Origin of the sequence: Stenotrophomonas sp. PI_27, assembly GCF_027854495.1 — a bacterium.
Taxonomy (GTDB): domain Bacteria; phylum Pseudomonadota; class Gammaproteobacteria; order Xanthomonadales; family Xanthomonadaceae; genus Stenotrophomonas; species Stenotrophomonas pavanii.
Genome location: NZ_JAJNOF010000001.1, coordinates 1 through 14,020 on the forward strand (window position 1 = coordinate 1; position 14,020 = coordinate 14,020).

General features: G+C 66.7%; 10 protein-coding genes. 4 read left to right on the plus strand and 6 right to left on the minus strand.

The window, feature by feature from the left end:
- The 4 genes from LRM18_RS00005 to LRM18_RS00020 form a co-directional block, all read right to left on the minus strand.
- On the minus strand, positions 1–1,959 hold a 1,959-nt coding region (locus LRM18_RS00005; RefSeq protein ID WP_270948606.1), incomplete at its 3' end, for a M2 family metallopeptidase.
- Positions 1,960–2,647: 688 nt separating this feature from the next.
- Complete coding sequence (locus LRM18_RS00010) at positions 2,648–4,297, minus strand: phosphoethanolamine--lipid A transferase (protein ID WP_270948607.1); 1,650 nt, start codon at positions 4,295–4,297, stop codon at positions 2,648–2,650.
- Entirely contained in the window at positions 4,294–5,061 is a 768-nt protein-coding gene (locus LRM18_RS00015; RefSeq protein ID WP_270948610.1) for a phosphatase PAP2 family protein, read from the minus strand. Before LRM18_RS00015 ends, LRM18_RS00010 begins: the two co-directional genes overlap by 4 nt.
- A gap of 111 nt (positions 5,062–5,172) precedes the next feature.
- Positions 5,173–6,876: a glycosyltransferase family 39 protein gene (locus LRM18_RS00020; protein ID WP_270948613.1), complete on the minus strand. Its 1,704-nt coding sequence runs from the start codon at positions 6,874–6,876 to the stop codon at positions 5,173–5,175.
- Positions 6,877–7,007: 131 nt separating this feature from the next.
- Between LRM18_RS00020 and LRM18_RS00025 the strand changes: the two genes are divergently transcribed.
- From LRM18_RS00025 to LRM18_RS00035, 3 genes are all read left to right on the plus strand, one after another.
- Positions 7,008–7,721 carry a response regulator transcription factor gene (locus tag LRM18_RS00025; RefSeq protein WP_053461045.1) on the plus strand — a complete coding sequence of 238 codons (714 nt, stop codon included), beginning with the start codon at positions 7,008–7,010 and terminating at the stop codon, positions 7,719–7,721.
- Positions 7,708–8,994: a HAMP domain-containing sensor histidine kinase gene (locus LRM18_RS00030; protein ID WP_064238989.1), complete on the plus strand. Its 1,287-nt coding sequence runs from the start codon at positions 7,708–7,710 to the stop codon at positions 8,992–8,994. Before LRM18_RS00025 ends, LRM18_RS00030 begins: the two co-directional genes overlap by 14 nt.
- Positions 8,995–9,111: 117 nt before the next feature.
- The gene (locus LRM18_RS00035; protein ID WP_270948629.1) at positions 9,112–10,362 is read left to right on the plus strand and encodes a DUF819 family protein; all 1,251 of its coding nucleotides are present in this window, start codon (positions 9,112–9,114) and stop codon (positions 10,360–10,362) included.
- A 203-nt stretch (positions 10,363–10,565) separates the two neighbouring features.
- Here the strand turns inward: LRM18_RS00035 and LRM18_RS00040 are convergent, their stop codons facing one another.
- Entirely contained in the window at positions 10,566–10,790 is a 225-nt protein-coding gene (locus tag LRM18_RS00040) for a CstA-like transporter-associated (seleno)protein (RefSeq protein WP_049467479.1), read from the minus strand.
- Positions 10,790–12,871, minus strand: coding sequence for a carbon starvation CstA family protein (locus LRM18_RS00045; protein ID WP_270948640.1), 2,082 nt, complete (start codon positions 12,869–12,871; stop codon positions 10,790–10,792). Before LRM18_RS00045 ends, LRM18_RS00040 begins: the two co-directional genes overlap by 1 nt.
- 215 nt (positions 12,872–13,086) lie before the next feature.
- Here LRM18_RS00045 and LRM18_RS00050 point away from each other — a divergent pair, with 215 nt between their 5' ends.
- A complete protein-coding gene (locus LRM18_RS00050; protein WP_270948642.1) occupies positions 13,087–13,938 on the plus strand; it encodes a pirin family protein in 852 nt (283 codons plus the stop codon).
- Positions 13,939–14,020 lie beyond the last annotated feature (82 nt).

Sequence of the window (14,020 nt, forward strand, 5' to 3'; positions counted from 1 at the left end):
TGCCGCCGGGGCCGCGTTGGCCTGCCAGCCGCACATCTGGCCTTCGTTCTGCTGCTTGAGCCACTCGTTGACCGGGGTGAAGTACTCGATCATCGGGCCGGCATCGAGCTTGTCGGTGCCGGTCAGCTCCTTCAGCGTGGCCTGCCACGGCTGGCTGGCCCCCTTGCTCAGCATCGCCCAGTACTTCTGGCCGGCTTCCTTGTTGCCGTAGAAGGTGCACTCATGCAGCGGGCCCTTGTAGCCGGCCGCATCGCACAGGCCCTTGTAGAACTGGAACTGCAGGATGCGCGCCAGGAAGTAGCGGGTGTAGGGGGTGTTGCCCGGCACGTGGTACTTCGCGCCCGGGTCGAAGAATTCTTCGCCACGGGTGCTGGCCGGGGCCACGCCCTGGTACTTGGCCTTCAGGTCCCACCACGCCTTGTTGTAGTTGTCGGCGGTGATCGAGCCATCGAACACGCCCCAGCGCCAGCGGTCGATCATCAGCCCGAACGGCAGGAACGACACGCCCGAGAGCGCCATGCGCATCTGGTTGTTGATGACCGCTTCGCGGCTTTCGGTCGGCGCATCGACCAGGCCGATCGAGCTGAGGTACTTGGGCGTCATCGCCAGCACGATGGTATCGCCGATCGCTTCGTGGAAACCATCGTTGGCACCGCCCTGGAACAGCGGCGGCAGCGGGTTGTAGGCCAGGTCGTAATAGATGTGGCCCAGCTCATGGTAGATGGTGGTGAAGTTCTCTTCGTTCGGCTTGATGCACATCTTGGTGCGCACGTCGCCTTCCATGTTCATGTCCCAGGCGCTGGCGTGGCAGACCACGTCGCGGTCATCGGGCTTGATGAACTGGGTGCGCTCCCAGTACGACTGCGGCAGCGACGGCATGCCCAGCGACACGTAGAAGTCCTGCGCGCGTTCGGTCATCTGCCTGGCGGTACGCAGTTCGGCCTCGCGCTGCGCCTTGTACTGCGCGGCGACGCTGGCGTCCTTGCCGGCCTTGGCCAGCGCCGCGCTCAGGTTGGTCTGGTACTGCTTTTCCAGTGCCGCGGTGATGTCCAGGCTGCCGGCGCCGGGGTACGGTTCCAGCTGGTCCCACAGGTTCGACCAGTCCTGCTGCCACATGTTGCCCAGCAGGTGCGCGGCGATCAGGCCGTTACCCACTTCGGCCTTGTCCTTGCCATAGGTCTTGTCCAGCTTGCCGCGCGCGTAGCAGTGCAGCTGCTCGTACATCGGCTTGACCTGTTCCCACAGGCGATCGGTTTCCGGGCCGATCTGCTCCGGCGGCATGTCATAGCCACTGCGCCACATCTGGCCGGCATCGGTGAAGCCCATGCCCTTGGCGCCTTCGTTCACCAGGCCGACGAACTTCTGGTAGTCGCCGCGCATGCCCTTGGTGGTGCTGTGCCAGCCCTGCCAGGCGTCGAGCTGCTTGTCGTAGTCGCGGCTGCGCGCCAGCACCTGCTCCAGCTCGCCCAGCTGGCGGCAGGAGTTGGGATCGTTGGCGTCGGTGCAGTACTTGCCCGCACCGTAGCTGCCTTCCATGCGGGTGGCGATCTGGGTCAGCTCGGCCAGCTTGGCCGGATCGCGCGGCGCCGGCATCGAGGACATCAGCTTCAGCAGGTGGATCGCGCGCTTGCTGTCCTCGCTCATCGGTTGGCCGTCGAACTTCGCAGCCTGTTCGATCCAGCTGTTGAGCTGGGTCAGCGAGCGCTCGTTGGCCTTGGCCGCGATGCGCTCGGAATCACTGTTGATGTAGGTGGAGGACAACCACTGCGCCGAGGTCATCTCCGGGTAGGCGGCCTTGAACTCGGCATTGATGCGGGCCACGAACTGGTCGGCGGTTTCGCCGGCCGGGGCGCTGCTGCCGGCGGTATCGGTGCCTGGGGCAGCTTCCTTCTTGCAGGCAGCCAGGGCCAGCGTGGCAACGGCGATTGCCGAGGCCAGCAGGAGATGACGGTGTTTCACGGGCGATCCTTGGGTGGTGAACGACGGCCGAAGGCTAGTGGGCAGCCGCTGCCACCGCAAGTGGCGGAAGTCGGCCGGGCGGCGCCCGGCACCCGCAGAGGCCTTCAAGCAAGGGCAAAGGCAGAAGCAACAGCAACAGCGGACTATTCTCGGTTTGGCGGGGCGGTGTCGGAGTGCGGGGACGCCGCAAGTACGTCCGTGTAGGCTTGGCAGCCGCTTGCTCGTGTGCGCTTTCCTGCGCACACGGCAAGACTGGGGTTGGGCGTCCTGCCCAACCCGCCCGAGGCATGCCTCGGGCCCATGCGGCTGACACCCCGCACTCCGACACCGCCCCGCCTCTGACAGATTCCGCGTGCTGTCGGTAGGTGTCGACCTTGGTCGACACATCTGTCAGATATCGACAATCAAAATGGGGTCGGATCCGTTTTCCTACGGAAAACGGATCCGACCCCATCGGCATGTCCAACAGATCGCGGAAAACTGTCGAAGGCGGGGTGGGTCCGGTGGCGGGAGTGTCCGCGGCATGGATGCCGCGGCCAAGCCCCCAAGGATGGGTTTACGGCGTCTCCCGCCACCGGACCCACCCCGCCATCCCTCAGGAAACCCGCTTCTGCTGTTGCTGTCGAGGCTGCCGGCCAGCGGCCGGCACTACCGCAGGTGCAGGGCTGCAAGCCCTGCCGAACACCCCTCAACCTTCGCAGCTGGCGAACACGTCGCGGTCGCGCTCGTACAGCGAGGTCTTCACCTGCATCAGGCCCAGCACCGACGGGAACAGGTTGTCGTGGTCGGTATAGGCCGCCGAGCGCTTGCGCACGCATTGCAGGTCCAACCCGCGGCTGCTGGCAAAACCCGGGGAGAACCACATCGTCATCGGTACCCGGGTCTGTTCGGCCGGGGCGATGGCGTAGGGCACGCCGTGCAGGAACAGGCCCTTCTCGCCCAGCGACTCGCCATGGTCGGACAGGTAGATCATCGCCGTGTCGTAGTCCTGCATGCCCTGCAGCGTGCCGATGGTCTTGGTCAGGAAGTGATCGGTGTACAGCACGGCATTGTCGTAGCTGTTGGTGATCTCTTCGCGCGAGCAGCGGCCGATGTCACGGGTATCGCAGGTCGGGGTGAAGCGACGGAATGCAGGCGGATAGCGCTCGAAGTAGGCCGGTCCGTGGTTGCCCAGCTGGTGCAGCACCACCACCCGGTCGCCGGGCCTGGCCCGTACCTGGGTGGCCAGGTCCTGCAGCAGGATCTCGTCCATGCAGCGCCCATCGGCGCACAGGCCCGGCGTGGTGGCATCGGACAGCGACTGGAAGTCCAGGCCCTCGCACACGCCCTTGCAGCCGGACTGGTTGTCACGCCACAGCGACGCGATGCCGGCGCGGTTCAACACGTGCAGCAGCGACTGGTGTGCGCGGATCTTCTTCTCGTCGTAATCGTGGCGCCCCCACGGCGAGAACAGGCACGGCAGCGAAACCTCGGTGCTGGTGCCACACGAATGCATGTCCGGGAAATTGATTACGCTGGCCTGCGCCAGTTCCGGGGTGGTGTTGCGGCCGCCATTGAGTCCCCAGTTCTGCGCGCGCACGGTTTCGCCCATGACGATCACCAGCAGGCGCGGCTTGCTGGCCGGCGCCCGCGGCGTGGCCTTGGCATCGGTTCCGATCGGCAACTTCGGTGCGCGCTGCACCGGGTTGTCGCCACGCAGTGCACGCGGCATGCCCAGCAGCACATTGGCGGGCGTGGCGAGGTAACGCACTTCGCGCTGGTTGCGCATCAGTGCCGAGACATCCTGGAACGAGATCAACGCGCCGCCGACGGCGGTGACCGCGGCCACTGCCAGGAAGCCCAGCCGCCACAGCAGGCTGCGCCCCCAGCTGCGGCGGCGCAGCTGCACGCGCCACAGTACCAGCATCGGCAGCACCGCCAGCAGCAGTACCGGCCATATCAGCGACACGGTCATCAGCTCGCGGCTTTCCTTGGGGTCGGTCGCCAGCACGTTGCGCAGCATGTCCGCATCCAGGTAGATGTGGTAGCGGCCCATGTAATGCGCGGCGAACGCGGTCACCAGCAGCAGCAGGCCGATCACCACCTTGGCATTCCAGCGCCAGACCAGGATGCCGAGCAGCACGCCGTGCGCACCCAGCAGCAACAGCAGCAGCGACAGCGCGTAGCGCAGGCTGCCCGGATGGCTGGCCATCGCGCTGTGCCAGAACAGGCCGTTGCCGGCCACCGCGAAGAACAGGCTGGTGAACGCGATCAGTGCTTCGGTGGACAGCTGTGGCCGCCAGTGGCGAAGACCCGCCAGCGCAGAAGGGCGGGCGGGGCGTTGGACCGATGCACTCATGCGTTTGCCTCCTGGCGGTTGGGACGGTCCAGCGGATGGCGGATCAGGATGCCTTTGACGATCAGGTACAGGCCGAGTGACAGCAGCCAACATATCAACGCGGTGGCAACATCATGCGAAAGGAAATGCGCGCCGCGCAGCTGCTGGCTGATGCCGAACACCAGGCCGGTGCCGAGGCCGATCCACAACCCAGCCCAGCGCCACGACGGGCGCCACAGCAGGGCGAAATAGTACAGGCACAGCCACGCATAGCCCGCGCTGGCGTGGCCGGCAGGGAAGCACGCCTGGGCGGCCATCCCGGCCGGGCGCTGCGTGAAAAGGCCGATATAGGGCTGATGGCCACCGTAGCGCAGCAGGTCCCAGGGACAGTCCATGGGCACCAGGGCCTTCAGCAGGGAGATCACGCCCGTCCCCAGCGCCATGGCAATTACGACATAAAGCAGCGCCCATCGCAGGGTGCGATCGCCTCCCTTGCGCCAGTGATGCACGCACAACAGGATCGCGACCAGCGCCGCCGACGTGCTCAGCCATTTGCCGGCCTTGTGCACCACCGTGCGGGTGACCCAGGCGTCCTGTAACGCCCAGTGGCCACCTTCAAGGCGGAACAGGTGATCGGCCACCCATTGATCGCCGCCGAAACCCATCAGCAGCGTAAACACGGGCAGACCGATTGCGACAGGCAGCCAGAAGTGAGTTACGGCGAATCTTGACGCCAGTGGCGATGTCGAAGGCGGCGCAACCGCATCAATGGGACGAACGGGCATGCTGGGAAGGGGCGGTTCGGGAATCCGCGCTCATGCTCGTCACCTTGATGTCGGAGAAGGGTCGGACGCCCGTTCGCGCCGGGTTAATGACTCCCCGGCGCACGTCAACGTTCAGTCTTCGTCTGCGGTCGATCCTGTCCGTTCGGCGTGGCATTCCGGGTTCCATGCGGAGCCGGGAAGCAGTTGCCAACGATTCCTGTTGGCGATGCCGATATCGATCACCTTGGCCGGGTCCACGCAGGGACTCATTGCCTCGTCCAGCACCAGCAACCAGCGCTTGTCCGGCGCCTCGGCCAGCCAGGGGCCGGCATCGTGCCACTGCTCGGCCCAGGGCCGCTTGAAGCCGAACTCGCGCACCGGGCGGTCGGCCTGCAGCAGGTTCTGTTCGCGCCAGGCGACCAGCGCCAGCTCTGCATCGGGGCCGATCCTCGCGCCCACCCGGCGCATCACCGCGGACGCCGACGCGTACGGGTCCAGCGCCGGGATCAGCACCAGGCCGTAGAGCATCCACAGCATGCCGTGGGCCAACAGCACCAGGGTTGCCGCACGGCGCACCCGCAGCCACACGATCAGCGTGGCCAGGGCGATGGCGAAGGTCAGCAGGCCATCGCCGAGCACCGGCAGCAGCGTATCCGGCATTGCCCGGCGCTCAAGCTGCGCAAGGGCCCAGGGGTGTTCGGTCAGCAGCAGCACGCCGAGCACGCCGGTGGCCAGCATCAGCACGACGCTGTAGCCGAACAGGTAGCGCCGCACGCACAACCGGCGCAGCAGCCCTGGCAACAACGGGGCCACCGCCAGCGCCATTGCCGGCAGCATCGGCAGTACATAGACCTCGCGCTTGCCCGGGCTGGCGCTGAAGAACACCAGCACCAGAACGGCCCAGCCCAGCAGCAGCCACTGGCGACGGTCGCCACGGCGGATGCGGCGCCACCACGGCTTGAACAGCATCGGCAGCAGCAGGCTGCCCGGCAGCCACAGCGTGAGGATCACCTGCAGGTAATACCAGACCGGTTGGCGGTGGTGCCAAGCGTTGGCATAGCGTGTTCCGGTCTGCTTGAACAACAGTTCGTGGGCATACGACTGCAGGGCCGCACTGGGCTCATGCAACAGGGCCCAGCCCAGCGGGGCGAGCCATACCGCCACGCCGAGCAGGAAGGCCGGGATCAGCCACAGCAGCGTTGCCGGGTGCGGACCGTCCACCCGGTGGCCGCGGCGACGCTGGTACAGCCACCAGCCGAACCACGGCAGCACCATCAGCAGCGGCAGGAAACCCACACCCTTGGTCACCGTGCCCAGGCCCGCCGCGAAGCCGGCCAGCCACAGTGCGGGCAGGTTGCGGCGCTCGCACAGGTGGCGCATCAGGCCCCACAGGGCCACCGTGGTCATGCCCACCAGCACCATGTCGATCTGCGCGCGCTTGGCCATCAGGCCAAACTGCAGGGTGCAGAACAGCGCCGCCAGGGCATACAGGGAATGCCGGGGTGACCACAGCCGCCGTGCCAGGTCCGAAACCAGCCACAGGCTCAGCAGGGCGCCCAGCAGCGACGGCAGCAGGAACGACCACTGCCAGCTGCCGACCAGTTCGTAGGCGGCCGCCTGCAGCCACATGAAGACCGGCGGCTTCTCCGCGTACAGCTCCACGCCCCGGTGCGGCAGCAGCCATTCCCCGCTTTCGACCATGGTGCGGGCCGCCAGCACGAAGCGCGGCTCGTCCGGCGGCTGCGGCTGGCGCAGGCCGATGCCGGCGGCCAACGCAGCGATGATCAGCAGCCACAACAGGGGCAGGCGCCAATGGCGGGGCAGGGCTACGGGCACGGCAGGCTCCGGGAGCAAAACGGCCACTCTGACGTGGCAGGGGTAGGAAAGGCGTCGGAGCGGGCGCACGGCGACCGCATTCCGACATGGTCAGCGCTACCATGGTACGAACTTCCGTGGATCTTTCGTGCATGCGTCTGTTGGTGATCGAGGACAACCGCCAGCTGGTGGCCAACCTGTTCGACTACTTCGAGTCGCGCGGGCACGTGCTCGACGTGGCCCCGGACGGCATCACCGGCCTGCACCTGGCCGGCAGCCACCCCTACGACGCGGTGATCCTGGACTGGATGCTGCCGCGCATGGAGGGGCCGGAGGTGCTGCGTCGCCTGCGCGCCGAGCACGCTTCGGAGGTGCCGGTGATCATGCTGACTGCGCGCGACGAGCTGCCGGACAAGATCACCGGCTTCCGCGCGGGGGCCGACGATTACCTCACCAAGCCGTTCGCCCTCCCCGAACTGGAGGTGCGGCTGGAGGCACTGCTGACGCGTGCGCAGGGACGCAATCCGCGCAAGCGCCTGCAGGTCGGCGACCTGGTGCTGGACCTGGCGACCCTGGAGGCCCAGCGTGGCGGCCAGGTGCTGCATCTGTACCCGGCCTGCCGCAAGCTGCTGGAGGTGCTGATGCGGGCCAGCCCGGGCGCGGTGACCCGCCAGCAGCTGGAGTTCGCCCTGTGGGGCGACGAGCCACCCGATGGCGATCTGCTGCGCTCACATGTCTACGAACTGCGGCGCAGCGTCGACGGCCCATTCGCCGACAAGCTGATCCACACCCTGCCGCGGGTCGGTTATCGCCTGGCGGTGACCGCCGCCAGTGATGCAGGCAAGGACGATGATGAAGGCGCGTAAGCCGGGCCCGCTGTACCGGCGCGTGGTGTGGTGGTTGCTGGGCTATCTGGCCCTGCTGTCGATCGCCGTGTTCAGCGTTGGCAACTACGTGCACGAGCACGCCGAGCATGCGGCCTGGCGCGCACTGCTCAATTCCGAACTGGACAGCATTGTCGACCACACCGAGCACGAGCCCCATTACCGCTGGCAGGACTCGGACACGCTCAGCCTGTTCCGCTTCGACGAGGGCAACATGCCCGAGAGCGTGCGCACGCTGCACCCGGGGCTGCACGACGGCGTGCCGATCAAGGACCGGCAGACCGCAGTGATGGTGCGCGACACCGGCTCGATGGGGCGGGTGGCGCTGGCGCTGGACATCTCCGACTTCCACGACCTGGAGCAGTTCGCCACGCGCTGGGTGATGCTGGCCGGGGTGATCATGATCTTCGTCACCGTGTTGATGGCGTCGTTCGGCATGGAGCGCATGGTGCGCCCGCTGAGCCTGCTGGCCCAGCACATCGGCGCCCTGCGCCCAGGGGTGCAGGGCCAGCGTATCGAGGTCGACCCGCGCGGCAGTTCCGAGCTGCACACCATCGCCGATGCGTTGAACGATTACCTTGACCGCAACGAGCAGTTCGTCGAGCGCGAGCGGGTCTTCATCAGCACCACCAGCCACGAACTGCGCACGCCGATCGCGGTGATGACCGGTGCCGCCGAACTGGCACTGGAGCAACCGGGCCTGCCCGAGCGCGCCCGCCAGCAGATGCAGCGGGTGCTGCGCACCGCGCAGAGCGTGGAGCAGCTGATCGAGCTGCTGCTGGTGTTGGCACGTGACCCGGCGCGCCTGGCCGCGCGTGCCGAGCGTATCGCGCTGGACCAGCTGCTGCCGGAAATCGTCGACGACCATCGCCACCTGCTCGGCGACAAGGACCTGAGCATCGGCATCCAGGCCGCACCGGTGGATATCGTCGCGCCGATGGCGGTGGTGCAGGCGGCGATCGGCAACCTGCTGCGCAATGCCATCGAGAACAGCGGTCGCGGCCATATCGAACTGCAGCTGAGCCCGTCGGCGGTGCTGACCCTGCAGGACCCGGGCCATGGCATGAGCCCGGAGGAGATCGCTGCCATCCACGCGCGCATGGCCCGTGGCGGACGCGCCGATCGTGGCGGCGGTATCGGGCTGGACCTGATTGCGCGCTTGTGCGAACACCTGGGCTGGACCCTGCAGCTGCATCCCTGCGAACCGCGCGGGACGCGCGTCACCCTGGACTTCGGCGCTTCGCGCCCCGCCTGACCGGCTCCCGCCCGCTGCGCACTGCCGCATGACCCGGCGTGAAGACAATGTTAATCTCAACCTGCGCCGCTTTATGCGGCGCTTTTTTTTCCGCTCTTTCGATCGACAGAGGATCCCATGCCGACCGAACCCGCTCCTGCCCTGATCAGCAACGACATCGTTGGACTGGGCCTGATTGCCGCCACCCTGGCCCTGATCTTCTGGGCCGCCAGTGGTCCGACGCCGCTGCTGAAGAAGATCTTCGCCTGGGTGCCGGCCCTGCTGCTGTGCTACTTCATCCCCGCCATCTACAACACCGCCGGTGTCATCGATGGCCACAACACCTCGCTGTACAACCCGGTCGCGCGTGACGTGCTGCTGCCGGCCGCGCTGGTCCTGCTGACGCTGTCGATCGACCTGAAAGGCATCGCCAAGCTCGGCCCGAAGCTGCTGATCGTGTTCTGCGCCGGTACGGCCGGCATCATGCTCGGTGCGATCATCTCGTTCCAGCTGATGAAGCTGATCCACCCGGAAACCGTGGCCGGTGATACCTGGGCCGGCATGGCCGCGCTGGCCGGCAGCTGGATCGGGGGTGGCGCCAACATGGTGGCCATGCGCGAGGTGTTCGGCACCGACGCCACCACCTTCGGCCAGTTCGCCGTGGTCGACGTGGCCTGTGCCAGCCTGTGGATGGCGATCCTGCTGTTCCTGGCCAACCGCGCGCAGCAGATCGACACCCGCAACGGGGCCGATACCCGCGCCATCGACGAGATGAAGGCACGGATCAGCGCCTACGAGGCACAGAACGCGCGCATTCCCAGCATGACCGACCTGATGGTGATCGTCGGCGTGGCACTGGGGGGCGTCGGCCTGGCCCACGCCATCGCCGCACCGCTGTCGGGCTGGTTCAAGGCCAACGTCAGCTGGGCCAGCCAGTTCAGCCTGGACAGCCAGTTCGTGTGGGTGATCCTGCTGTCCACGGCGATGGGCCTGGGCTTGAGCTTCACCCGTGCACGCCGGCTGGAAGCAGCAGGCGCTTCGCGACTGGGCACGGTGTTCCTGTACTTCCTGATCGCCTGCATCGGCATGCAGATGAACCTGCTGTCGCTGCTGGATCGGCCGTGGCTGTTCCTGCTCGGCGCGATCTGGATGGCCACGCACGTGCTGGTGCTGTGGGGGGTAGCCAAGCTGCTGCGCGCGCCGCTGTTCTTCTTTGCGATCGGTTCGCAGGGCAACATCGGCGCGGCGGCGTCGGCACCGGTGGTGGCCGCGGCGTTCCACCCGACGCTGGCGCCGGTGGGCGTGCTGCTGGGTACCGTGGGCTATGCCACCGGTACCGGGCTGGCGTATGTCACCGGCCTGATCCTGAAGTGGATGGCCAACGGCTGAGTGGGGGGGCCCTGGCTGCGCTTTCCCTCGATCGGCGGCAGGTCCACGCCATGCGTGGATGCACTTCATCGAGACCCATGAACAAAGAAGGGGTCAGATCCGTTTCCCGGAAGAAACGGATCTGACCCCTGATGCTTCTCGCCGTCACCGGAAATCTGTTGAAGGTGGGGGCCGGGCTGCAAGCCCGGCGCCCACCTCACTCCTCAACAGCAGCGGCCACCGTTGCGTCCGCCGTAGCGCGCTTCCTGGCGCTCGCGGAAGAACGTCTTGTAGTCCATCGGCTCCTGGTCCGGGTGCTTTTCCAGCATGTGCCGGACGTAGTTGTCGTAATCGGGAATGCCACAGCACAGCCGTGCGGTCTGCACCAGGCGCCGCCAGATGCGGCGGTGCGCCTGGTACTGCCCCACGGGAACCAGTTGCGTGCTCATCACAGGTCCACCATTTCATGCGGCTTCAGTGCCACGTACGGGGTCTCGCGGTCGCTGCGCTGCGGATTGCGGCGTGCCGCCAGGATGGTCTTGATCGAATACACCAGCACCGCACCCACCACCAGCAGGAACAGCGCGGTCAGGCCGGTGTTGACGTAGGCGTTGACCACGATCTGCTTCATCTGCGCCACCGACTTGGCCGGTGCCGTGATGGTGTCGCTGGCGAGCGCCGCCTGGAACTTGTGTGCCTGCGCCAGGAAGCCCTGCGCCGGATTGCTGTCGAAGATCTTGATGAAGCCGGCGTAGGTGGTGCAGATCAGCAGCCACACTGCCGGTACCGCGGTGACCCACGCATAGCGGTCACGCTTCATCTTGAACAGCACCACCGTGCCCAGCATCAGCGCGATGCCGGCCAGCATCTGGTTGGAGATGCCGAACAGCGGCCACAGGGTCTGGATGCCGCCGAACGGGTCGACCACGCCGGTGTAGAGCAGGTAGCCCCACAGCGCCACGCAGCCGGCGGTACCGATGATGTTGGCGGTCCACGACTCGGTCTTCTTCAGGGCCGGCACGAAGTTGCCCAGCAGGTCCTGCAGCATGAAGCGGCCCGCACGGGTGCCGGCATCCACTGCGGTCAGGATGAACAGCGCTTCGAACAGGATCGCGAAGTGGTACCAGAACGCCATCATCGCGTCGCTGCCACTGGGTATCGCTTCATGCAGGATCTGCGCGATGCCCACCGCCAGGGTCGGCGCACCACCTGCACGATGCAGGATGGTCGGTTCACCAATGGCCGCCGCGGTCGCGGTCAATTGCTCGGGCGTGATGGTGAAGCCCCAGGTGTTGGTGATGTAGTGCGCCGCCGAGGCCGCATCGGCACCGATCACCGCCGCCGGGCTGTTCATCGCGAAGTAGATGCCCGGATCGATGATCGAGGCCGCCACCAGTGCCATCACCGCCACGAACGATTCCATCAGCATGCCGCCGTAGCCGATGTAGCGCATGTGCGCTTCATTGGCCAGCAGCTTCGGCGTGGTGCCGGAGGAAATCAGCGCGTGGAAACCGGATACCGCGCCGCAGGCGATGGTGATGAACAGGAACGGGAACATGCCGCCCTTCCACACCGGGCCATCACCGCTGGCGGCGAACTGGGTCAGCGCCGGCATCTTCAGTTCCGGCATGACCACCAGGATGCCGATGGCCAGCGCGATGATGGTGCCGATCTTGAGGAAGGTCGACAGGTAATCACGCGGGGCCAGCAGCAGCCACACCGGCAGCACCGAAGCGACGAAGCCGTAACCGATCAGCATCCAGGTGATCTGGGTGCCGGTGAAGGTGAACGCCGGCCCCCACACCGGGTCGGCGGCGACCTTGCCGCCGTACCAGATCGCGGCCAGCAGCAGGATCAGGCCGACCACCGAGATCTCGCCGATCCTGCCGGGGCGGATGTAGCGCATGTACACGCCCATCAGGATCGCGATGGGCATCGTCGCGATCACCGTGAACATACCCCACGGGCTTTCGGCCAGCGCCTTGACCACCACCATCGCCAGCACCGCCAGGATGATGATCATGATCAGGAACGCGCCGAACAGCGCGATGGTCCCGGGCACCTGGCCCATCTCTTCGCGCACCAGGTCGCCCAGCGAACGGCCGTTGCGACGGCTGGACAGGAACAGCACCATGAAGTCCTGCACTGCGCCGGCCAGCACCACGCCCACCACCAGCCACAGCAGGCCGGGCAGGTAGCCCATCTGCGCGGCCAGCACCGGGCCGACCAGCGGGCCGGCACCGGCAATGGCGGCGAAGTGGTGGCCGAACAGGACGTGCTTGTTGGTCGGCACGTAGTCCAGGCCATCGTTGTTGATCACCGCCGGGGTGGCCCGGGTCGGATCCAGCTGCATCACCTTGTTGGCGATGAACAGGCTGTAGAAGCGGTAGGCGACCAAGTACAGCGAGACCGCGGCCACCACGATCCACAGTGCGTTGATGTACTCGCCGCGGCGCAGGGCCACGGTGCCCAGACAGAATGCGCCGAGCAGGGCGAGTACCGCCCAGCCCAGTTTGGAAAACCCTTTCATGAGGTGCTCTCTCCCGGAAAGACAGTCAAAGAGTCCCGCGTGCCCTCGACAGGGTCAATTGGCACAGGACGAATCGGCGGTAGTACTTTGGTCGTACGACGGTGGCGCTGACGTGCAGCGAACATCAGGGATGGAACAATCGGTTGCGGTGCCATCCATTGGCGTGAGGCCGCGTGGCGTCCATCTTGACCGGCATCCATCCAACAGGAGTCGCCATGAGCCTTCCCGAACCGGTCCGCGTGCTGCGGACCATCCGTGGCATGCCCACCTCCGACGGTGCCGGCGTGCGCCTGACCCGCGTCATCGGCGGCCCGACGCTGCCGGACCTGGACCCGTTCCTGCTGCTCGATGAATTCGGCACCGACCGGGCCGAGGACTACATCGCCGGCTTCCCGGAACACCCGCATCGCGGTTTCGAGACCGTTACCTACATGCTCGATGGACGCATGCGGCATCGCGACAACCACGGCAACGAAGGCCTGCTGACCCCGGGCAGCGTGCAGTGGATGACCGCTGGCCGCGGCCTGGTGCACTCGGAGATGCCCGAGCAGGAAAGCGGTCAGATGCGCGGCTTCCAGCTGTGGGTGAACCTGCCGGCGAAGGAGAAGATGACCGACCCGAAGTACCAGGAGTTCGCGCCCGAGCGCATTCCCGTGGTGCAGCCGGCCGCCGGTGTGGAAGTGAAGGTGATCGCCGGCACGGTCGATGGCACCCGCGGCCCGATCGTGCAGCCGGCCACCGAGCCGCTCTACCTCGACATCGCGCTGTCGCCCGACCACGCCTGGACCTACACGCTGCCGGAGGGCCACAACGCTTTTGCCTACGTGTTCGAAGGTGCGCTGACGGTGGGCGAGCAGGATGCCGCCCGCGATGTCGCGCGCCAGGAACTGGCGGTGCTGGGCGGTGGCGAACAGCTGCACGTGTCGGCCGGCAGCGAAGGCGCGCGGCTGATCCTGGTGGCCGGCCGTCCGTTGCGCGAGCCGGTGATGCGGCACGGCCCGTTCGTGATGAACACGCGGCAGGAACTGATGCAGGCCTTCGTCGATTTCCAGGAAGGCAGGTTCTGAGGGAGTGCCGGCCACTGGCCGGCAACTGCTTTTGATCAGGATCGAAGGGTTTGCCGGCCAGCGGCCGGCACTACCTGCGGAT